The following is a 21516-nucleotide window of genomic DNA, read 5'->3' as shown; positions in this document are numbered from 1 at the left end:
GTGAAGGGAAACCTAAGGAATCACTATTTGGATCAAAGTGTGCTCTAGCACATACATATTGGGCAAGTTTCTTACTCGCTCTCAAATTTTTTTGATATTTATCAAAAATATCTTCAAAAATCATTATAAAGCCCCGCACCAACTTGGCAACTTATGTTTGTAAGAAATCCTTTGTTTTCAGACTAATTGATGAGTTTTTGAACCATTAAATGTCATCCTTTATGTGGTAGCACCGCCATAGGAGTTGGCTAGGATTCAAAGTATTAAGGCTTTACTTACCGTTGGATAATATAGAGGAAGGAAACTTAAGTGAGCATTAACTTAATATATCGATGTTTTCGTTTAACCTTTACACTCGCGCCCTATAAAAAGCTTCTATAGGGTAGGCAACAAATTTGAGCATTCCAGAGTTTATACAAGTTGAGTACGAAAATGCAGCGAGGGTTTACTCTCCTCGAAATGATTGTTGTCATCGCGATTTTAGGTGTTCTCGCATCAGTAGCGACGCCTAGATTCATAGAAGTCATTGATACATCAAAAACAAGTGTCATTGAAAGCGCTGGCAGTGCTGTACGCAGCGCGAACACATTTGTACGAGGCATCGCCCTTACAGAGAATATTCATTTACGATCCGACGCAACAATCGAGGTTGAAGGAAAAGAGCTTCTTATTACAAAAGGGAATATTGTCACAACTTCCGATAACTTAAAAAACGCTATCGATACATCGATCACAATGACGGATTACATCCCTAGAAGAGAGATCAACGGTAAGAATGGAGTCATCTTCCATTTTGGGCTGAAAGACGACAACGTCGATAGTATTAGGGCAAAAGGGTGCTATCTAGATGTAAGGAATAACTCGCTAGGTTATATTGAATACTCATCAAAGACTTGCAAAAACGATATGAATTGAGACTCAAACCATCAACGATCAGTTCTAAGAAATGCCACTTTTGAAGTGGCATTTTTTGCAAGATATATCTAACGGTTATTGGCATTTAAATACATGACTTACCGCGAAATTTCGTCGAGTTAATATTCAGCTTTGACTTAGTTCTTTAAACTTCTTCATCATCTGTAAGTGTTGAGAGATTTTTTTGAACTTGTGGGTTTCAGACTCATCCCAAACGACTTGATAATACGGTGCAAGCTCGTCAGCCGAGAGTTGGTTGTTTCGGATTTCATCTTCTCGTGACAGTATCACAAGGCAATTATCTTTATTTTTTGCTCTGAATTTCTCTACGCATTTAGTCGCGATGTCTTCATACTCTTCAGGGCGGTCAATACGACCTTGCATATTGTCTTCTGGGTGTAAATTAGGGTTAAAAATGACTTGTTTAATACCAGACAAGAAACCAATACGCTCAGACCAATATCCACCTAGCCCTACCCCACAAATCAGCGGGTTTGGATCGGAAGACATTTCCATTGCTTTGTGAACTTCTTTTAATAAATGCTGCATGTCATGCTTGGGGTGCAAAGTACTGTAATTTACAAATCGAATGTCATCGTCAATAAACTGAAGTTGAAGTACTTTCTCGTGATTTCCGGGGCTAGTTGAGTCAAAGCCGTGCAAGTAGATAATCATGGAACCTCCTAAGGTGCCATTTCATGTTGTTATTCAACAAATCTACCACGAACACTAGGGTTTTAAAGAATCAATAAAAGGGAATGTTTAGGAAAGTGATCTTTCTAGCAGTTTTATACTAAACCGTCTTCAATGCGCTTGCGCTCAATTAAGCGTTTTCAACAACTCCATTTTCATTTGCTGGAATCGCTCAAGATACAAATCGTCGCCCCACAACTGGTAACCTATTTTATACCACAACATCCCTAACAGTCGGATTTTAGGTAACCACAATTCTACATTCTGTTGCCACTCCCCCATATCGGACAAATCGATCCCACGATAATGGCAATACATTGCAACCGCTATTTCCGAGCTAAGACTGGAAACTTCAATCGTCATTGCAAGATCCATCCTAGGGTCACCAATAGCCGAATATTCCCAATCGATGACACCTATCCCATCGCGCGTTCGAATTAAGTTGTAAGCACCTAAATCCAAATGACATAACGTTTTTAATGATTCAGGTAAATACAGTGGCTCACGATGTTTCTTATAAAGCCTAACCAAGTCTTCATCTTTCTGTTCATTAGCAACTTGCATCCACAAATGATCGACTTTTTCGGAAAACAGCAGCTTTTGAATCGGCTTGTTGTTTATCTGAACGTTATGAATCGTTGCAAGGGTGAACAAGAGCTCATCTTGAGAAATCTGATCGCCGACTGGTTGCCCGTCGATCCAATTGACGAGTAATCCACGTTCATTATTTAGAACTGGATTTGGTGAGAATTGATAAGGAACAAGCGCCATTAGAAGATAGTATTCGTTCGCTCGTGAAATACCAAAAACTGAAGTGCTTTTTGAAATAGGTCGCCATACATATTGACGATCCTGGTGGGATATTTTCCAGCATCGATTACTAAGCCCACCAGAGAGAAGTTCCATCTCTTCTGGTGGGTCAGGAAAATAGTCGGTAAGTGATACTAAGGAATCATCGAGTTGAATTGCCTCTTGCCATCCCATTTTTGCCACTTAACACTACCCCTTCACTTAATGTTTATAGATCTAAAGCTTATAGATCTAAAGCTTAAAGACCTAGGAAGCTCTTAGATTTTTGCTTACGGATTTCAGTTTCGTCAGCCCATTCAATTAGACCAGTTTCTAAATCCATCAAGCGCATTGTCATTTTGTAGTAAACGTCTTGGTCGCTTCCTGCGTTCTTAACGATACTTGCTAGGTTTCCGTACAGCATGTACTGAGCACCCACCATTTTACCAAACTGGATAGCGCTGCTTTGATTAACGAGCTCGTCATTGTTTTGGAAGTTCAGTTGCTCACGTACCGATTCAACCCGGTCCATATCAACGAAACGGAACTTACCAGAATTCAGCATTTTAGTACTGATTGAATCTGTGATGGATTCTGTATCAATATGCTCACTGGTTTTGTTCTTGATTCGCTCTACAAAAACAATTGGACGGCTCTCACGAGTGATTGCCGCTACAGAACCTGACATAAGCATACTGTCTACCATTTGACCTGCAATTGTTTGTAAGTCAGTAGAACCAAAATCTATAGTGGTCGTTTCAACAGCTTGAGCGTCACCATAAGACACTTGGTTTGAACAACCACCCAAAATTGCAGCGAGTCCAAGTAGGGCAATAGCACTTTTTTTCATAATGTTTCCTTAGTTATTAGCTTGGCGAATTTGAACACGGTATTGAGTCGCATTAGGGTTCACAGAGACTTCTGAAATCGAAATCGTCTCAAAACCTCTAACGATGACCTTGCGCCAAGCGCCAGGTTTACTGTTTACTTCTAAGCCTTTGTCATCATACCAATAAAAGCGATATTGCACGTGCTGGTCGCCTTTGTATTGGCTAGCCAGACGAACAATGCCACGCGCGTGACCATTCACTTCATCTGTATCAATATTGTCGATATCTAAACGACCGCCTAACGCGTTGTCGTTCATAATCACTCTTTGTGATTGCCCATCGATACTCAAGCCAGCGGTAGGTGCCTGAGCACAACCGAACGCTGCAATCGCAGACAATAATACAATCGATAATCTTTTCATTAGATAGCCCCTAATTGTTTGTGCCACACTGACGATCCTGTCCCTTGTCGTGATACCCAAACCAAAGTAGTTTGTCCGGCTTTAACATTGAAAGTATAGTTTTGACCGTTCACAACGAGAGTATGTTCCCCTGAATTCACTTGTTGACTGCTACTGTACACCTTGGCAGGCAATGTTTGCCAACTGCGGGTGTCTGCTTGCTCTGTAAGTGCATTCCAAATACTGAATAATGCGTTACCGACATCATCACCTTTTGCAGCTTCTCTTCTAAGCTGATCTTTTGCAACAACTCGCAACGCTTGACGAATCACAATGCTTGGCATCCGCTCGTTAAGGTTGTTTTGTGCCATTAGATTGACGTCCACTAACTCCGAGCCATTTAAAGACCGACCATTTAGCATCAAACTTGCCGATGGGTAATTTTCAATATTCGGGTAATAAGGTAACGCCAAACTATAGATTGATGTCAGGTCATCTCTAGAACTGTATATGGGTAAAGAAAAGTTCCAAGAATCCATCGCTTTCACGATACGTTGCTCATCTAAAACAATCACTCTACCTTTGTCTTTTGGTGGTTTAGAGTATTTGCCGTAGCGCGCTTCGTACGTTTTTAAATCTTGCCTCATGCCGAGTTTATGACCTACTCGCAACACACCATCAATGACCTCTTCATTCTCAGGCATAACCGCTAATGCACGCTTGTAGTCAATATAAGCACTGTTTAAATCATTATCTGTTTCATAAAGTAACGCTGACAAATAAAGTAAGTAACCATTTTGAACAGCTTGAAGCGTTTTACCTGCGTCTGGATATTTAGCCATGATTGAGGCAATGTTTGGCGAGACACCTTGTTGTGTTGCTGATTCTTGCGCCGATTCGAGTTCAGACTGCCTGCGTTTTTTGGCTTGCTCTTGAACTTGATTGGCTCTGCGCATTTCAACGAGAGCACCAGATAAGTCATTTTTTTTAAGGTAATTCAGCCCTAAATATAAATGTAAAAAGCCCAATTCGTAGTCTGCTGGTTCATAGGTCGTAAGATTGTCATTTGTGGCCAATGCCCCTACCGATGAAGCCGTCTCACTGACAGAAATGGTTGCCCTATCGTTTAATACTTTTACCGCGTTATCACTCACTTGCAGAAACGATAAGCTTTGTGGGTAGTCTTCTGCCAAAAAAGACACCCTGCCTTTTTCCATATTATCCAAAATCGGACCGGCAATATCGTGAGTTAGACTGGCTTGAGCTTCAAGATAATTTCCGTTGCGAACAGCAAAATAGACTTCTTGTGTTTGCGCACTGTAATGGCTAAACAGGTTTCCGGCAGACATCGTCGCACAAGCACTCAAAAGAGCACTTGAGCCAATAACTGCCGCTTTCTGGATTAAACTTGTTTTTCGAACAAAAAACACTCCGGCCCCTAACGTTTGCTTTGTTTTTTAATAGACGATGAATACTATCAAATCCATCTTAATTAGCTGATAAGCATAGGGCCAAGTGGTTGCCCACCAACCAAATGCATGTGTATATGGTATACCTCTTGGCCGCCATGAGCGTTGCAGTTCACAATGAGGCGGTAGCCATCTTGTGCCACGCCTTCTTGCTCTGCGATTTTTCTCGCTGCGGTAAACATACGCCCCATCATAGCTTCATCTTCAGCTTCTACGTCATTCGTGGTGGGGATAAGTTTGTTGGGGATGATAAGAATGTGCTTAGGAGCGCGAGGGTTAATGTCACGAAACGCAGTTACCATATCGTCTTGGAATACAATATCTGCTGGAATTTCTTTATTGATAATCTTTGTAAATATGGTTTCTTCAGCCATGATCGCGAGCTCCTGAGTGATTGACCGCAGTAATGAACACTAAGTACATACAATATCTTTTTGATATAGATACAATAGTATGGCGGAACCCAATACATATAACAATAAAAAACACTGTACATAACACACACATTATATAGTACGCCGTAGTTACAATTTTGTTACCTAAAATGCTTCTGAATCCATATCACATACGGAAACTTTAAAGCTCGTCAAAGTAAAATCTTGATACTCGTCGTAAAATGCCTCGGCAACATTTATTTATTTTTTGGCTCAGTCGATACCTCAATTAGATAAATAATTGTAGGTTCTGACACTTTTCGAGCCTTTTTTGATCTGGGAGAGAACGTATGAAGGGTTCAGTCATACGGCGCATGTATGCGGGCTTTGCACTCATTGTAGTGCTCTTCATTGCAACCATCACTATCATGATGGGTGGAATGGAAAAAATACACACCAACTTCGAGACGGTTTCAAATACGTCTCTACCTTTAGTTTCAATGTCTAACCAAACAAGTGTAAGGTTACTTTCTGCTGATAAAGCATTTAAGGATTTCCTGACCACACAAAGTCAATCTCGAATGGATAGCTCCAAAACAGCGTTCATCGAGTCTCAAAATAGTTTTCAAGAAGCTCTGATTGCTTTGGAAGAAGCCAGCCGTTCTATTCCTGAAATCGCTCCAAGAATTGAGGAGTTACGTCAGATGGAAGGTCAATATTTTGAGGAAGCCATCGAAGCGATGGACAACTACAAAGCCATGTTTTCTGCTCAAGAAGATGTACAAAAATCATCTCGCAACTTCCAAAGATTGCACACAGAGCTCAGCGTTCGCATGAAGGAGTACGTAAATAAGCAAGATAACATCGCCGTAAAAGTCATGTCGGGGAGTTATTTCGATAAATTGAAAGATTCTCAAACTGTCACGTCTGATGCGCTTGCAAGCAGTGATGCGGAATTTGTGAAAGCAGCCGTAAACAAGAATAAAAAGGCCGTGACTCATTTAAATTACGCATACCGTGGACTGGTTAATCAACTTCCATCTTTAAAAGAAGTCTTCGATGAGTCCGTTAACCAGTTTACTCGCGATGTAGGAAAAGCGGGTGGCGTATTGGATCAGCACTATACCTATTTAGTTGCACGTCAAAAGCTCTACGACAACATTGCTAACTTAGCCATTAAAGTAGATGACTCAATGAAGTTACTTGAATCATTCAACGAAACCGCTTCAAACCAGCTTGGAAAGTCGCTTGAGGAAGCGGGAACAGTGTACGAAGAAGGTTATATTAAGGCTATCGGTATCGGTGTGATTGTATGTGCAATCGCTCTTGGAATTGGCTACCACGTTGCACACAGTGTTCGTGAACCACTAACGCGAATATTGGCAACATTAGAAAGCCTCACAGATGGAGATATGACGAAACGGATTGATATTCGCTACAACAACGAATTCAGCCGAGTAAGCCGTCATATCAACTCACTGGCCGACAATCTTCACGACATTTTGAGAGAGCTCAATGAAGCAGCCGATGAGCTAACCGAAGTTGCGTCTGCGAATAGAAGCACTTCAGTGGGAGCCCAAAGCCAACTCAATACCCAGCGAGAGCAAACCGCAGGGGTCGCCACCGCGATGACGGAAATGGAGCACTCCGTTACCGAAGTTGCACAAAGCGCGCAAAGCTCGTCTGATATGGTTCATAAAGTAGAGTCTGCATCGGAATCTGGCAGAAAGATAATGAATGCGAATATTTCAACGATCAATCAGCTTGAAACCCGATTAAATGATTCAGTTAATGCCGTTTCTCAACTTCAACAAATGAGCAGTGAGATTGGCTCTATATTGGATGTTATTCGAAGTATTGCAGAGCAAACCAACTTGCTTGCATTAAATGCAGCCATTGAGGCCGCTCGCGCTGGAGAACAGGGTCGTGGTTTTGCCGTTGTTGCGGATGAAGTTAGGGTGCTAGCTCAAAAAACAACGCACTCCACCAGTGAAATTGAAAGCATGATCAGTAACCTCCAAAGCAGTTCTCAATCAGCTAATCAAGTAATAAAAAGCTGCATGAGTGATATGGAGCAATCTGTTACTCAGGCCTCCGATGCGAACAGCGCTATGGAAGAAATTCAGGCTCTGATTTTAGAGATTAGCCATATGAGTAATCACATTTCGCAGGCGGCAGCAGAGCAACAAGCGACATCCGGTAGTATTGCTCGAAGCTTAAACGGCATTAACAACATAGCGAATCAAAGCTATGAAGCGATGTCCGAAATTGCTACGGTAAGCCAAGACCTAACACGTCTTTCCAGTCAGCAGGGTGATATTGTTCACCGCTTTAAGCTTTAAGCCTAGCATTCAAATAAACAACGTCTAGCCCACTTTCAAAGTGGGCTTGCTTCCTCACCAAAAACCGTTGCATCATTTAACACGTCAGCGACACATGTGAACAGTTCTTGTTTTCTACTCTCGGTTTTATGCCCACATTTTAAAGATGCGGTTTTCCACGCATAGCTCTTGTTATTTATTTACCCCATCCCCATAACTTAATTACTTGCTGATTTTTCAACTCTCATTTTCCAGCAGGTCCGTTTATTGAGGACATGAAATGGCCGTACATGTAGGTATTATCGATCAAGATCCTGTGCGACTGGTGACGCCACTTTTGGATCACAGAACAGTAAGTACGCATATCGTATTCATTGGCGATAAGAATCAAGAATCAATGTACCAAAGACTCTACTCGATACTAGCGCCTAGAGGCATAACTTCCGAATTTTATGAAATCCCGAGTGCGGTTAACACGTCAAAAATTAAAAAATCCATTCAAGCGCTTGCGGAAGATTTACAAAGTCGAAATGTAGAAGTAAAGCTCAATGCCAGTTGTGGTTTGAGGCATCGATTGTTGTCTGTTTACGAGGTATTTCGCACTTATCACTGGCCAATATTTGTGGTTGAACCTTTTAGTGACAAGCTTTGCTGGCTATATCCTGACGGGCGCGAAGATGCTCAAGTGCAAGATCATATAAAAATTGAAGATTACCTCACCATTTTTGGGGCTAGAAGCGAGTTTTCCGAACAAGTCATTCCCGAGCAACTGGATCAAAAACTCTATCAATTAGGTGAACGCTGGGCTGGAAATGCTCTTGAACTTGGTCCAGGTCTGGCTACTCTCAACTACCTCGCGACAACCTGTCGTAAAGAACAGAAACTGGATGTATCACTGACTGAAAAGCAACAAGGTTACCGAGAACTGGACATGCTCATCTCTGATCTTGTTGATACTGAACTGGCTACCTATGAAAATGGAATCTTAACGTTCGCCAACGAAGACGCACGGCGCTTTTCAAATGGTGAGTGGTTGGAAAACCTAGTACATAGCACTGTAAAGCAAATTCAAGACGAACTCCCTACCATTCAAGATCGCTCATTGAACGTTCAGGTCTATCGCCAATTGGGTGAAAAAGAAGTACGGAATGAATTAGATGTCGCGACAGTCGTCAATAACAAGCTACACATTATTGAATGTAAAACGAAAGGCATGAGAGACGACGGAGACGACACGCTTTACAAGTTGGAATCACTCCGAGATTTACTGGGAGGCTTGCAAGCCCGTGCTATGTTGGTGAGCTTCCGCCCGCTTCGTCACAATGACATTACTCGCGCCGAGGATTTAGGGCTGGCGTTAATTGGACCCGATGAATTAAAAGATCTAAAGTCAAACCTCGCTCATTGGTTTAAAGATGCTGGCGGGCACGAAGATTTAGACTAAAGCTCACTAAGCCTCTCTCCCAATACTCAAAAAGGGCATCAGTGATGCCCTTTTTCGTTTCTTGTGTTAGCTGGTTTTACAACATTTTACGTGCAGCTTCGACCACAATTTTGATCGATTTCGCTTCTGTCTCTTTCAATGTGCTGTGGTCAGGTGTTTCTTTTTGAGTACGGTTAATAATAACGCCTGCGACACAGCCCGCTTTAAGCCCAGAACTCGCACACATGGTTAGCAATGTTGCAGATTCCATTTCAAAGTTTAGAACCCCCATGTCCTGCCACTCTTGCATTGAACCTTGGAAACGCTTAACAACACGGCCAGAAAACGTATCGTAGCGCTCTTGACCTGGGTAAAAAGTGTCACTTGATGCCGTTACACCTGTATGCGCAGTTGCACCAGCTTCAACAACCGCTTCTTTCATCGCTGTCGCAATATCAAAGTCTGCTACAGCTGGGAATTCCATTGGTGCAAAGTGAAGGCTAGCACCGTCTAAGCGAACAGACCCAGTGGTTACGATCATATCGCCCACATTCACATGTGGTTGAATAGCACCAGTAGTACCTACACGTAAGAAGGTACGGACACCCAGTTGAGCTAGCTCTTCAACAGCAATAGACGTTGAAGGGCCGCCGATACCTGTAGAACAAACAACAACAGGCTTTCCATCTAATTCTGCACGGTACAACGTATATTCACGGTGGCTTGCCAAAAATATAGGGTTTTCCATTTGCTCAGCAATTTTTTGAACTCGAGCAGGATCACCTGGGATGATAGCCAATGTAGAACCAGCAAGATCTTCTTTGGTAACACCTAGGTGAAATACAGCTTCAGACATAAAGGACTCCTTTGTTGTCGTTTTGTTTCTGTCACCCCAATAAATTATAAAAGGAATTCTATCCTTCACTTTATTTTTTTACTTTCTCCAGAAAAAAGGAGAACAAGCCGAGCTCATTTGAGTTCAGCTTGATAAAAGCTTTGAGGTAGTTAGATTGATTAATGGGTACAGAATTACTGTAACTGACTAAAAGCCAACAATTGGTGATCAAATTCACGAATTCATTTAGCAAATATCAGTAAATTTCACATTTAATCGATTTGCATCACACTTAAGTGCAAATTCGCATGAGATTTACCGAACAAGAGCCAAATTCGGTTGCCGCATAGTTTCATATTTTGAGTACTCAATCTTTGGCAGACAAGGTCATCTATACCCAAATGACCTCAAGATACTTGGGTATAGAGCACTTAATAAGGCAGAAAAAGGATGGTTCAAGCAACAAACCATCCTTAAAAGTTATGAATTGAATATACATCTAGACGTGGGAACTAGATCAAAATCGAAGTATCCGGACGCCCCTTCTTGAGCTCCCTCAAGCCTGGGGTTTGAACCGCAGCAGACGCAACGCATTTAATGTCACCAATGCCGTTGCTCCACTGTCAGCAAGCACAGCAACCCAAAGACCAGTAATACCCAACAAGCTAGTAACCAAAAAGATGCCTTTAAGCCCTAACGCCAGAGCCACATTTTGCTGGATGTTTCTTAACGTAGCTCTAGATAGCTCAATCATTGCAGGTAACTCTACCAGTCGGCTATGAGTTAAAGCAGCGTCCGCTGTTTCAAGGGCAACATCCGTTCCACCTCCCATGGCAATACCGACCGATGCGGCCTTCATGGCTGGCGCATCGTTAATACCATCTCCAACCATTGCGGTATTTTTTTGAGAAGCCATTTGGTTCACATAGGTCACTTTATCGGCAGGCAACAAACTCGCTTTGTAATCCATCGATACTTGTTGTGCCATCTCCTTTGCAGCCAATGGATTGTCACCGGTTAGCATTATGGAATCGATACCAAGGCTTTTTAGCTTCTGAATGGCTTCAGCTGCATCGGAGCGAAGCGTATCTTGCCACGCAACTAACCCTTCGAGCACATCGTCAACAATGACCAAAACAACTGTTTTTCCCTTGGACTCGAGGGATTCCACCCGCTCTCTATCGATTTCAGTGACAGTACCTTGAAACTTGGAAGGCGAAATCAATGATAAAGATTTTCCATCCACAATACCTGTTATCCCACTTCCCACCAGCGCTTGCTTATTTTCAGCTTCTGGCAGTGCTATACCGACGGCTTCCGCTTTCTTTACTAACGATTTTGCCAATGGGTGTGATGACCCTACTTCCACCGCAGCGGCGTCTCTAAGAAGAAATTCCTCTGAACGCTCATTTAAAGAAATAATATCGGTCACTTCGGGTTTACCTTGGGTCAGCGTACCCGTTTTATCGAACGCTATCGACTCAATATTTCCGAGTTGTTCGAGAGCGGCTCCCCCTTTGATAAGCGCGCCACGTTTGGCTGCGGTCGCCAAGCCCGACGTAATAGCCGCTGGCGTTGAAATAACCAAAGCACAAGGGCATGCAATCAACAATAAAGCTAATCCGCGATACACCCAAGTTTCCCATGGCTGCGAGAATAATAGGGGTGGCGTAATAATGACCAACAGCGAAACCAGCATCATCAATGGCGTATACCAACGGCTGAATTTATCTAGAAAACGTTCCAGAGGCGCTTTTTGGGATTCTGCTTCTTCAATTAAGTGAAGGATACGGTCTATCGCATTTTCGCCTTGTGCGGATGTAATGGTTAGCCTAATCACTTTGTCGGCAACAACCGATCCTGCCATCACCTGCTCGCCTGCCTGCTTTTCGACGGGAACCGACTCGCCAGTCAGCGCACTTTCGTCAATACTGGCACTGCTACTTAACAACTTTCCATCAGCAGGTAAGCGGTCGCCTGGTGCGACTTCGATAACATCCCCAATGACCAACTCAGCCGCTGCCACTTCAACACGAGTATTGCCCTCAATGCGAGTCGTGGTTTCAGGGACTAATGCCATGAGAGATTGCACCCCGCTTCTCGCTCTAGAAGCGGCATAAGCTTCCAGCCTTTCTCCGAGTAAGAAAAGCAGCAATACCATCGCCGCTTCCACGGTTTCGCCGAGATACAGGGCACCAATTGCGGCGACACTCATCAACGTCTCTATAGCAAAAGGTGTCCCACTTCTTGCTAATTGGAAAGCTTTTTTAGCGACTGGATAAAGACCAGCAAGGCAAACCAGCGTAAACAGCCACGAGGCTATCACCGGAGAAAATTGATTGATAACGGCTGACACCGCCATTGCGCTGGATAGTGAAATAATGTTGAGGTTGCTTTTAAAAAGCGTTAACCATTTGTTTTCATCTGCAATGGATGGTTTGGAATTTTGAGGTTGTTCGAATTGAAAACCAGCTTTGAGAACAGCTTGCTCTACCAATGCTAAGGTTTCTGTTTGTGAATATTGCACCACCAGTTTCTCTGTGGCGAATAGAACCTTTGCTTGTGAAACATCAGAAAGTGAAGATACCGCATTTTCAACTTTTCGAGCGCATGACGGGCAATCCATACCCAATATTTTCCAACTGCCAGAAAGTGTATCACCTTCTGGCAGCCGCTCACTTTCCTCTTCTATCGAAGAAATTTCGCCTCCACCAGAACACGTATCGCTATCGCAACAGTGTCCAATTTTGGTATTGCTGTCTAAAGGCGCGATAGGAGCGCAACTGCTAATAGACAGACTAGAAGCAGTATTTTTGTTACTGCAGCCTTCGTGTTTTATGCACATAGTCATTATCCTTTTTATCGTTTGTACCCAATAGCTCATGGCAAATTCTTTGGGCTCGCATATGAACAGTAGGTCGTATGCATTAACTGATATTGACTATACACCTTGGAGTCGAGTCTAAGGTCAAGCTTATTTTTGGCAAAGGTTGTTTTTGTGAAAATTACCTCAAACGACTGAACACAGTTTGTTGATCCAATTGCAATTGATACGATTCGTATTCCATTCCGGCATCAAAAATGTATTCCGTAACCAGCCTACGAGCACAGTCGACCAATTCTTTTCCATTCCACGGTTTTTCAAAATAGCTTTCTATGCGCGCTTTATTAATGGCGCTGATGGTGTCTTGGTGCGTGGCTTGCCCCGTGAGAAGGACTTTTTTAGTATGAGTGAATCGTCTATCCTCAGATATCTCGGTGAGTAACTCGACACCCGATTTTCCTGGCATTACGTGATCAGAAATGATCAGTGCGATGTGCTCTCCTTGCGCATCCAAATCATCGATGAGTTCAAGCGCCTCTTCAGCTGATTCGCAATCTTCTATCTCTAACCATTCCTCCAACGGTGTGAGGTCTTGCAATACGGCACTCAATACTTCTCGTTGGTCATCCACGCATATGATATTAATTTTTTCCATTGCCAACCTCCATGGGTAGTTTGATTCTGAAAATGGTTTTTTCAGGGTCACTTTTTACCACTACCGTTCCCTGATAACGGCTCACAATTCGTTTCACTATTGAAAGCCCTAGCCCTAAACCAAACGACAAACCGCCTTTCTTGGTCGTGAAGTTAGGTTGAAATATTTTCCTACGGATACTCTCTTCTATTTCTGGTCCGTTGTTGGCGATCGTTACCTTAATATGAGCGTCGCTTACACGAGTTATAATATCGATTCCAGGATTATCGGTAGGCGCTAATGCATCACAAGCGTTCTTAAGTATGTTTGCCCAAACTTGAACCAACTCACTTTCACTTCCGGCGATCACCGCTGTCGCAGCTGGGCTAAAACGGACATCTATTCTGCGCAAGTCATTTTGTAGTAAGGCAAGTGCTTTATGAATACTTTCGTTCACGTCAACGGGCTCGCTGACTTCAGAGTCTCCCCTTCCAAGCTGCTTGACCGATTTAACAATACTAACCGCATGGCGTGATGCGACTCTCATGTCATGTAAGTCGCGTCCGACTCCCCAATATTTCACCGCCTCTTCCGGTGTATTGAGCCAATCTTGTGTTAAGTCGTTAACTGACAGAGCTCTAGCCAAGGATTTCGCGAGCTTTCTATCAACGCCGTGTTTGTCAATAATCTCATTTGCCCGTGCTCGAACTTCTGCAGAGCCAACGGATTGACCTTTCATTAATCCTGCATCGACAAATTGGCTGGCACCGGGATGCAGCTCTTCTAGCAAGGCGAGAATCACATCTTGCATGCGTTCTGTTTTGCTGCTTAATACACCCACCGCATTATTCAACTCATGAGAAATCCCCGCGGCTAACTGACCCAATGTCGTCATCTGCTCGGCGGTATGAAGTTTGGTAAGCGCCTGTTCTTTCTCTACTGATTCCTGCATTGCTCGCTTCTGACGACGAGACAGTTCATTCAATATTACGGGCGTGAATTGTTGTGTTAATGAACCTAAACTGTCCTCGTCTATCGCGCGCGTATCGTTGTCAATCCAAGCCAACACACTTGGGGAGCTAGAAACAACGCTGGACGAAGCCAGATAGTTGCCAGAAAAAAAACTATGAACACCAATAAATGCCCCTTCTGAGGCACTAAAAACTCTCGTATTTGCACTGCTCTCTGCAGTAGATACCGAACCCTCTAATTCTCCGGAAACCACGTAAAAAAGCCTGCGGTTTTCTTCACCTTGTACCAATAAAGGTTCGCCTGCTTCTAAAGATAGATAGCATTGAGGGTTAGAGAAATAATGTTCAACAATCTTTTCAACACTGTTGCTCATCGACTTATCCTATGTGCCCAGTTGCATTAAGAATCCAAACCAACACAAAGCTTAGTAAAACACCGACGACTCCAAGGATAACGCCTACTTTCGCCATTTGGCGGCTCTCGACATTTCCTGTCGCATGAGCCAACGCATTGGGAGGTGTGCTAATAGGCAGAGACATGCCGAGCGATGCGGCGAAAGTGACAACAAGTATGAGTGTCACCTCCCCTCCTAGCGGTGCTAACGAGGTCATGGACATCCCTAATGCAGCCATGATTGGCATAAGCAAGTTTGCCGTCGCGGTATGAGACATAAAGTTAGCCATTAACAAACATAAGAAGGCAGCCCCAACAAGCACCACATATGGGGAAAACTCATCAAATGGAATACTGTGCACAACCAAACGCGCTAACCCTGTTTTATCGAGTGCAAGACCCAGCGCAATACCACCAGACACTAACCACAGTACATCCCAAGAAATCTTCTTGAGATCTTCTTTATTAATGATTCCAGTTAAAGAGAATACAGCGACAGGAATGAGTGCCACGGTATAGGAATTCATCCCGTGGGACGACCCCATTAACCATAGTAGAATGGTCAACGCGAACACTATGTAAACGGTTATGGCTTTGGGCGTTTTAAGGAATTTCCCTTTAATGTTCAGGTTAATCTTCTTTTCACTTGCGGGGTAAAACCGACCGATTACCACCCATGCTAGCGCCATCATGACAATCACAAATGGCACACCGAATACCATCCATTCGCCAAAAGCAATCACGTTATCACCAGTAAGGTACTTCAAAGCAATGGCGTTGGGTGGCGTACCAATGGGGGTACCAATTCCACCAATATTTGCAGCAACGGGGATGGACAAAGCAAAGGCGATTCTACCCGGGTCTTTAGGACCGAAGACTGCAATTACCGGAGCTAAAATAGATAACATCATGGCTGTTGTCGCGGTATTAGACATGAACATGGAAAAAACGCCAGTGATCAACATAAGCCCTAACATAACGTTATTCGGGCTGCTGCCGAATGGTTTGAGCAGTACACGTGCCAGATTCACATCTAATCGATATTTTGTTGCAGCCATCGCCAAAAAGAAACCACCAAGAAACAGCATGATAATTGGGCTAGCAAACGTTGCCATGATATCGCTGTGTTTAAGCAGTTCACCAAAATGCGGCTGATCTTGATCCACTCGGAAAAAGATGAGCCCCTTATCAGAAAGCAACAACAACTCCAGCACAATAATGACGACCGAAGTGGCGTAAATCGGAATGGGTTCAAACACCCAGCATAATGCGGCAAGTAAAAAAATAGCAACCACACGTTGCTGAAGTATGGTCATTCCTTCAAATGGAAATGCCGTCAAAGGCAACATCCAAACAAGGAGAGGAATAAAAAGTGGAACGAAATACTTGATGTACTGACGCATATGACGACTGTGCTTCCTTATACTGCGGATGTTCATATTATCCGCGATATAAGGAAGCCAGCTCATGGCGTTAGATCAATGAATATGCAAACTTATTTGTTAAGGTCCTTAGACCCTAGCCAAATTTGCAGATTACACCTCTGGTATGTGCGAGTTACGTTGTGGAGTCGCCTTCGCCATTTCACAAACGGGTTTCTGAGCGGTGACTTCTTCCATCATCACTGGGTCACAATTGCAAAATGGCGCCATATTAACGGTAGTTGTTGCCGGATCGATTTCCTCTGGGATAGGCTCAGGCTCTGATTTTTGCGACGCAAACATCGATTGAACATGGTGCTGTAATACACCGATACCCAATATGCCAAATACAACGGCACCCACCGCTTGCCCATACAACACACCTAATGCCCCAAACCATTCTGCACCTAAGTAAACAAATGGAATTGTCCCTAAGGTTGCTTTACCTAAATTCAAAGCAGTTGAATAAATCGGTTTTCCCAAATTATTGAACGAAGTATTGGCAACAAACAGAGCTCCATTAAAGACAAAGCTAAGCGACACTACGGTACAGAATGCGGCAACAATGATTTGCGCATCACCAGTGAGGCTAAATCCAGAAATGATGAAGCCTTGTACAAGATACAAAATTCCGGACACCAACAGGCAATAAACAGTGACAAATAGCAAAGAATTACGTAGCGTATCTCGCACTCTATCGACTCTATCTGCTCCGTAATTTTGCCCAATGATCGGCCCAACGGCACCCGACAGAGCAAAAATCACCGCAAATGCGACAGGTATGACACGGCCTATCACGGCAAACCCCGCCACATAATCTTCACCAAACTGTGCAATATTGGCGGTGACAACAGCATTCCCAATTGGCGTTGCAGTATTTGTGATAACGGCAGGGAGAGCGATAGTTAAAATTGTTCGTAAGTCCTTTCCAATCTCGGATATATTTGGCCACTTCACCAGTTTATGCACCTTAATTAAAGGTGCTAACGAAACATATAACACAGTAAATCGCGCTACAACGGAAGCAGCGGCAGCACCTTCTACGTTCCAATCGAAGCCAAAAATAAAAATAGGATCTAATATCGCATTCACTATGCCGCCAGATAGCGTTGCCCACATGCTTCGCTTTGCATCGCCGCTTGCACGCAAACCTGCCCCGCTAGCCATTGCCAACGCTAAAAATGGGCTGCTTGGCAACATAATCTGCAAATACGCCTTCGCACGTTCCAGCGCCATGCCCTTTGCACCCACAGCACTGAGCAACTCATCCAAATACGCGTACATGAACAAGGTAACGACCAGCGTTATAAAGAAAGAAATCACCAGCGTATTACTAGCAAGCCTTACTGCCTTTTCGTGCTGCTTAGCCCCCAAAGCTTTCGATACCAACGCCCCCATCGCAATGGAAGAGCCAATAGAGACCGATGTAGAGAAAAACAGTAATGTTCCGGCAAACCCAACTGCAGCAGCTAGCTCAACTTGCCCCAACATACTGATAAATAACATGTCGAGAAGATCGACCGCAAACAATGCCAATAAACCCACAGAGCCTGCACCAGACATAGTAAGTATGTGCTTCATCGTTGAGCCAGTTACAAACTTAGCTTCTCCCTCTGCCATATTGACACCTTTATTATTTATTCTCGGTAGGAAACAATAACAAAAAAGGCGCAACATGCGCCTTAATAATTTACTTCATTATCGAGGTTTCACTCACGGGATAGCTCACACACACGGAATAGATTAAACCGGATGTTGGAAACAATCTTTTAAGTTAACTCCAATGGCTTTAAGCACTTCGGTTCGTGTAATGATCCCTAGGAATTTTCCATCAACATTAACAACCGGATAAACTTTGGGTTTTCCAACTTTCATCATATCAGCCAGTTCAATTACGGACATTTCAGGTGTCACCGTAAGCACATCTGAACTCATGCAATCTCCGACTATATGTGTATCTTGGCAGTAGTAACTAACCTTTACGAGCTTATCGAGCAAATCTTGTTCAGAAAGGAATCCGATGACCTGTTTTCGCTCATCAATAACGGGGCCGCCCATATGCTTTGAGCTCATTACCTTATCGAGTGCTGCGGTCAAAGACATGTCCTTAGAAAAGGTAACTGCATGGTGCACCATGTAATCTTTCACTTTTAATGATTCCATCTTCGCTCCTTATATGTCCCTAAGCGCAGTTAACCTAGGTAACATTTGCTCTTAAAATCCAAATGTATCTCCACCCACCACTACGAGACGTTAAACTGCTCTTTTTGTGCGGGTATAGTTCAAGTGTCGTCCAATTTCTTGTATTTACTAAATGGAATTCAACTATTTTATTAATAGGTGCCACCTATCTCACTATTAATACGTTTCCGTTCTAGATAAATCGTGAGACCGCACTCAAAAATACTCTACTTTCATAATGAGCAACATTACTTCCATATCAATACCTTGCTTAAGGGTATCTAGCGCCCTTTAACGCGCTCATCTCAAGGCTTCAAGACAATAACTCACTTAATAAACATTCACTTAAAAAAAATCGAGTTAACTCATTAAAATCTATTACACTTTTTAATAGCGCTCATAAAGATTAACGATATGACTAGGCGTAAGAAAATTTGAACTTTGTTCCAGCTTTCTCTCGCCCTGCTAATGAAATCAATTTTGTGGTCGAAAGAGATCCTCTAAACCTTAGTGATAATTAAGTTACTAAGTTATCACTCTAGCGTAAACGAACAATACGGATATGCATATTGGTGCGCCATCTTTATGTTTTTTATACTAAAGCATCAATATAGGTGTATCACTATTGACGATTCGAACAAAAAAACAAAGGTGTGAGGACTTTTTGGTTAGCTTGGAACCTATAACACGCTAGCATAATGACAAGTCAACGTAACTTCCTGAAATAGCTGGAAGTGATGTAAGGGATTATCCACGGACATGAGGTCTATGCGAAAAGAATTTGTATCCATAGCCAGTAAAGTTGCAACACAAGTTAAGAAACCTCTTCTTTGGCTTACGTTGGCAGCATTGCTCATGCTTTCTGTCACCAGTTACTACTTATCGCTAACTGAGATGAAAAAAAACGCGTACTCACGCGTTAATTCAGTTGAGCGCTCTACTGCTTCTGCTATTTACAACTTCGATTTTGAACAGCTTTCTGCTATCACCGCTACTTTCGACAACGACCATCTTTTTCTGCATTTTTCTATTTGGTCTGAAGGTGAAATGCTCGCTCAAACTCGCGAGCTTGACGTCCCAACAAAAGAGCTAATATGGAACGAATGGGAACACAAATTTCCACTAAACTACGTCAATACCTATGGCGAGGAAATGAGCGTGGGCCATATAGAGGCTTATGTAAACCCTGAGTACTTGCTGAACTTCTTTGCGCTATCCATTTCTATCTTCCTTGCTTCACTCCTTCTGATATCTCTGTCGATACTCATTATAGTTAGGCGCTCATTCCATAAAACAGTCGCGCATCGACTTAAACATCTCTCTTCTCAATTTAACCTTCAAAGAGAGCAAAACGAATACGAGCACTTAACAAAAATTGAAGACTATCCCCAAAAAGAGCGAGATGAAATTTCCGATCTAGTGGATGCTTACAACCTTTCCTCGCTCCATGCTGCTCGATATATAGAGGCCATAAACAAAAACAACGAGTTATTAACGACTTTGGCACAAAAAGATCCGTTAACGGGTAACCTTAACCGCCAAGCCTTTTTAGAAAATATGAATAAGACGCTAGAAAAGCTCGGTACCTACGGAACCCTTGTCAGGATCAATATCCTCAACTTTTCTTCGATAAACCTTAAATACGGGCAACAGCACGGTGATGACATTCTCAAGAGGACCAGCCTTGCTCTTACTCAACACAGCCCGGCAAACGCGTCGGTATGCCGATTGGGAGGCGATGACTTCTTTCTATTTCTTCCTGCTTTTGAGCCTTCGGATAGCAAGTCAATCTTCACAAGTATACAAGACAGCCTCACCCCTTTAGATGTTAGCATTAACATCGGTATATCTAGGCATCCCGAGGACGCATCAGAAGCGGAGCTTCTCATACATTGTGCGGAAATTGCTCTACTTGAAGCCACAGAGCTCAAGCTGGATTACTGTGAATACCATGAGCAATTCGAAAGTGCTCTTAAGCACACGATATACATTGATTCTTTTATCGAAGAGCTTATTGCCACCCAAAAATTCCACATGCACTACCAGCCTCAGATGCACCTTACAACATTTGACATCTTTGGTGCCGAATCGCTGCTCCGGCTAGAAGAAAACGATCAATCTTCTCCTTGGGAAGTCATAACCCGAGCAGAAAAAACAGGAACCATGCATGCGCTTACGTTAGCGATTATCGAAAAAGTCTTTAAAGATTGGCAGCACTCGATCCACACTTGCCCAAACAGTTTCACGCTTTCTATTAATATTTCTCCTCTTTCGTTAAGCAAGGTTCACTTTTCTCAAAAATTGCTGTCATTAGCGAGCCGCTACAATTTTCCGCTAAACAAACTTGTTTTGGAATTGACCGAATTAGCAAAAGTGCAGCAGCAAAAAGAAGTGAATGACAACCTTCAACACCTTAGAGCAAGTGGGGTGAGATTTTCTTTGGATGATTTTGGTACTGGCTTTTCTTCGCTGGAATACTTACTCAGCTACGGTTTTGATGAAATAAAAATCGACCGAAAATTTGTTATGGATTTAGACAAGAGAGAAGAATCGATTCAAATCATTAAAGTCATCAATTTCTTGTGCCAAACATTAGGTATGCAAGCTATCGCTGAAGGGATTGAAACAGAGGAAGAAGAACGTACATTGCAACGGCTTGGGGTAACAATTGGACAAGGCTTTCGCTACTCCAGAGCGCTCCCAATCAGTCAATTAATGGACTACGTATCACAACGCAAAAATATGGAGCTAAAACGGTCGTTAAATTAATGAGAAAGTCATTAAAGCGAAGCCGGTGTCTGCCGATAAACCTGAAGGTATCGATAAAATTGTTCCCAGTAACAATGCATGGCGACCTATATAGTAAATTTCTCATTTCCTAAGTATTAACTATAATGTCAGTGTATTACTGGGCTTCGCAAAGTCTTAACTCTAGGAAAAGATTTAACCCAAGGAATTATTGCCAACACTGCTTTCTGATGTCGCTAGGTACATTTCCTAGCAAATCTCGTGGAATCTAGCACCTTGAGGTTACTTGGGTA

17 protein-coding genes are annotated in these 21516 nt (G+C 43.0%); 4 read left to right on the top strand and 13 right to left on the bottom strand.

Annotated features, from left to right (window positions below):
• Positions 1–432 precede the first annotated feature (432 nt).
• Positions 433–915: a type II secretion system protein gene (locus VPNCDNU1_RS13060; protein ID WP_104400718.1), complete on the top strand. Its 483-nt coding sequence runs from the start codon at positions 433–435 to the stop codon at positions 913–915.
• A 126-nt stretch (positions 916–1041) separates the two neighbouring features.
• On the opposite strand, the gene ycfP is transcribed toward VPNCDNU1_RS13060, so the two are convergent.
• The 6 genes from ycfP to hinT form a co-directional block, all read right to left on the bottom strand.
• A complete protein-coding gene (ycfP, locus tag VPNCDNU1_RS13055) occupies positions 1042–1590 on the bottom strand; it encodes an alpha/beta hydrolase YcfP (RefSeq protein ID WP_104400717.1) in 549 nt (182 codons plus the stop codon).
• 144 nt (positions 1591–1734) lie between these two features.
• Complete coding sequence (locus tag VPNCDNU1_RS13050; protein ID WP_104400716.1) at positions 1735–2592, bottom strand: phosphotransferase; 858 nt, start codon at positions 2590–2592, stop codon at positions 1735–1737.
• A 64-nt stretch (positions 2593–2656) separates the two neighbouring features.
• Positions 2657–3247: a penicillin-binding protein activator LpoB gene (lpoB, locus tag VPNCDNU1_RS13045; RefSeq protein WP_101115468.1), complete on the bottom strand. Its 591-nt coding sequence runs from the start codon at positions 3245–3247 to the stop codon at positions 2657–2659.
• Between the two features lie 9 nt (positions 3248–3256).
• Complete coding sequence (locus tag VPNCDNU1_RS13040; protein WP_104400715.1) at positions 3257–3649, bottom strand: YcfL family protein; 393 nt, start codon at positions 3647–3649, stop codon at positions 3257–3259.
• Positions 3649–4977: a COG3014 family protein gene (locus VPNCDNU1_RS13035; RefSeq protein ID WP_104400776.1), complete on the bottom strand. Its 1329-nt coding sequence runs from the start codon at positions 4975–4977 to the stop codon at positions 3649–3651. Before VPNCDNU1_RS13035 ends, VPNCDNU1_RS13040 begins: the two co-directional genes overlap by 1 nt.
• Positions 4978–5120: 143 nt before the next feature.
• Positions 5121–5471, bottom strand: coding sequence for a purine nucleoside phosphoramidase (gene hinT, locus VPNCDNU1_RS13030; protein ID WP_104400714.1), 351 nt, complete (start codon positions 5469–5471; stop codon positions 5121–5123).
• Positions 5472–5821: 350 nt separating this feature from the next.
• On the opposite strand from hinT, the gene VPNCDNU1_RS13025 reads away from it, so the two are divergent.
• Both VPNCDNU1_RS13025 and VPNCDNU1_RS13020 read left to right on the top strand, forming a co-directional pair.
• Positions 5822–7813, top strand: a complete 1992-nt coding sequence (locus tag VPNCDNU1_RS13025) for a methyl-accepting chemotaxis protein (RefSeq protein ID WP_104400713.1) — start codon at positions 5822–5824, stop codon at positions 7811–7813.
• A 259-nt stretch (positions 7814–8072) separates the two neighbouring features.
• Positions 8073–9236, top strand: coding sequence for a DUF1887 family protein (locus tag VPNCDNU1_RS13020; protein WP_104400712.1), 1164 nt, complete (start codon positions 8073–8075; stop codon positions 9234–9236).
• 76 nt (positions 9237–9312) lie between these two features.
• On the opposite strand, the gene udp is transcribed toward VPNCDNU1_RS13020, so the two are convergent.
• The 7 genes from udp to VPNCDNU1_RS12985 all read right to left on the bottom strand — a co-directional run bounded on the left by udp (position 9313) and on the right by VPNCDNU1_RS12985 (position 18457).
• The gene (gene udp, locus VPNCDNU1_RS13015; protein WP_104400711.1) at positions 9313–10071 is read right to left on the bottom strand and encodes a uridine phosphorylase; all 759 of its coding nucleotides are present in this window, start codon (positions 10069–10071) and stop codon (positions 9313–9315) included.
• A 535-nt stretch (positions 10072–10606) separates the two neighbouring features.
• Positions 10607–12895 (bottom strand): zinc/cadmium/mercury/lead-transporting ATPase, encoded by a 2289-nt coding sequence (locus tag VPNCDNU1_RS13010; protein WP_104400710.1) that lies wholly within the window; start codon positions 12893–12895, stop codon positions 10607–10609.
• 160 nt (positions 12896–13055) lie between these two features.
• A complete protein-coding gene (locus VPNCDNU1_RS13005; protein ID WP_104400709.1) occupies positions 13056–13529 on the bottom strand; it encodes a response regulator in 474 nt (157 codons plus the stop codon).
• Positions 13516–14853 (bottom strand): ATP-binding protein, encoded by a 1338-nt coding sequence (locus VPNCDNU1_RS13000; RefSeq protein ID WP_104400708.1) that lies wholly within the window; start codon positions 14851–14853, stop codon positions 13516–13518. Before VPNCDNU1_RS13000 ends, VPNCDNU1_RS13005 begins: the two co-directional genes overlap by 14 nt.
• A 4-nt stretch (positions 14854–14857) precedes the next feature.
• The gene (locus VPNCDNU1_RS12995; protein WP_104400707.1) at positions 14858–16276 is read right to left on the bottom strand and encodes an SLC13 family permease; all 1419 of its coding nucleotides are present in this window, start codon (positions 16274–16276) and stop codon (positions 14858–14860) included.
• A gap of 132 nt (positions 16277–16408) precedes the next feature.
• Positions 16409–17914, bottom strand: coding sequence for an MATE family efflux transporter (locus tag VPNCDNU1_RS12990; protein WP_104400706.1), 1506 nt, complete (start codon positions 17912–17914; stop codon positions 16409–16411).
• Positions 17915–18037: 123 nt separating this feature from the next.
• A complete protein-coding gene (locus VPNCDNU1_RS12985; protein ID WP_104400705.1) occupies positions 18038–18457 on the bottom strand; it encodes a CBS domain-containing protein in 420 nt (139 codons plus the stop codon).
• A 786-nt stretch (positions 18458–19243) separates the two neighbouring features.
• Between VPNCDNU1_RS12985 and VPNCDNU1_RS12980 the strand changes: the two genes are divergently transcribed.
• Positions 19244–21244: a bifunctional diguanylate cyclase/phosphodiesterase gene (locus VPNCDNU1_RS12980; RefSeq protein WP_167404787.1), complete on the top strand. Its 2001-nt coding sequence runs from the start codon at positions 19244–19246 to the stop codon at positions 21242–21244.
• Positions 21245–21516: the final 272 nt, after the last annotated feature.

The organism is Vibrio penaeicida (genome assembly GCF_002933855.1).
Lineage (GTDB): Bacteria > Pseudomonadota > Gammaproteobacteria > Enterobacterales > Vibrionaceae > Vibrio > Vibrio penaeicida_A.
Note: the sequence above shows the minus strand (reverse complement) of the source record. Positions and strands in the feature narration are given on the sequence as shown.

Excerpts from the sequence above, each read along its gene's own strand:
- VPNCDNU1_RS13060 (WP_104400718.1), top strand. The coding sequence starts at position 433 with ATGCAGCGAGGGTTTACTCTCCTCGAAATGATTGTTGTCATCGCGATT.
- ycfP (WP_104400717.1), bottom strand. The coding sequence starts at position 1,590 with ATGATTATCTACTTGCACGGCTTTGACTCAACTAGCCCCGGAAATCAC.
- VPNCDNU1_RS13050 (WP_104400716.1), bottom strand. The coding sequence starts at position 2,592 with ATGGGATGGCAAGAGGCAATTCAACTCGATGATTCCTTAGTATCACTT.
- lpoB (WP_101115468.1), bottom strand. The coding sequence starts at position 3,247 with ATGAAAAAAAGTGCTATTGCCCTACTTGGACTCGCTGCAATTTTGGGT.
- VPNCDNU1_RS13040 (WP_104400715.1), bottom strand. The coding sequence starts at position 3,649 with ATGAAAAGATTATCGATTGTATTATTGTCTGCGATTGCAGCGTTCGGT.
- VPNCDNU1_RS13035 (WP_104400776.1), bottom strand. The coding sequence starts at position 4,977 with ATGTCTGCCGGAAACCTGTTTAGCCATTACAGTGCGCAAACACAAGAA.
- hinT (WP_104400714.1), bottom strand. The coding sequence starts at position 5,471 with ATGGCTGAAGAAACCATATTTACAAAGATTATCAATAAAGAAATTCCA.
- VPNCDNU1_RS13025 (WP_104400713.1), top strand. The coding sequence starts at position 5,822 with ATGAAGGGTTCAGTCATACGGCGCATGTATGCGGGCTTTGCACTCATT.
- VPNCDNU1_RS13020 (WP_104400712.1), top strand. The coding sequence starts at position 8,073 with ATGGCCGTACATGTAGGTATTATCGATCAAGATCCTGTGCGACTGGTG.
- udp (WP_104400711.1), bottom strand. The coding sequence starts at position 10,071 with ATGTCTGAAGCTGTATTTCACCTAGGTGTTACCAAAGAAGATCTTGCT.
- VPNCDNU1_RS13010 (WP_104400710.1), bottom strand. The coding sequence starts at position 12,895 with ATGTGCATAAAACACGAAGGCTGCAGTAACAAAAATACTGCTTCTAGT.
- VPNCDNU1_RS13005 (WP_104400709.1), bottom strand. The coding sequence starts at position 13,529 with ATGGAAAAAATTAATATCATATGCGTGGATGACCAACGAGAAGTATTG.
- VPNCDNU1_RS13000 (WP_104400708.1), bottom strand. The coding sequence starts at position 14,853 with ATGAGCAACAGTGTTGAAAAGATTGTTGAACATTATTTCTCTAACCCT.
- VPNCDNU1_RS12995 (WP_104400707.1), bottom strand. The coding sequence starts at position 16,276 with ATGCGTCAGTACATCAAGTATTTCGTTCCACTTTTTATTCCTCTCCTT.
- VPNCDNU1_RS12990 (WP_104400706.1), bottom strand. The coding sequence starts at position 17,914 with ATGGCAGAGGGAGAAGCTAAGTTTGTAACTGGCTCAACGATGAAGCAC.
- VPNCDNU1_RS12985 (WP_104400705.1), bottom strand. The coding sequence starts at position 18,457 with ATGGAATCATTAAAAGTGAAAGATTACATGGTGCACCATGCAGTTACC.
- VPNCDNU1_RS12980 (WP_167404787.1), top strand. The coding sequence starts at position 19,244 with ATGCGAAAAGAATTTGTATCCATAGCCAGTAAAGTTGCAACACAAGTT.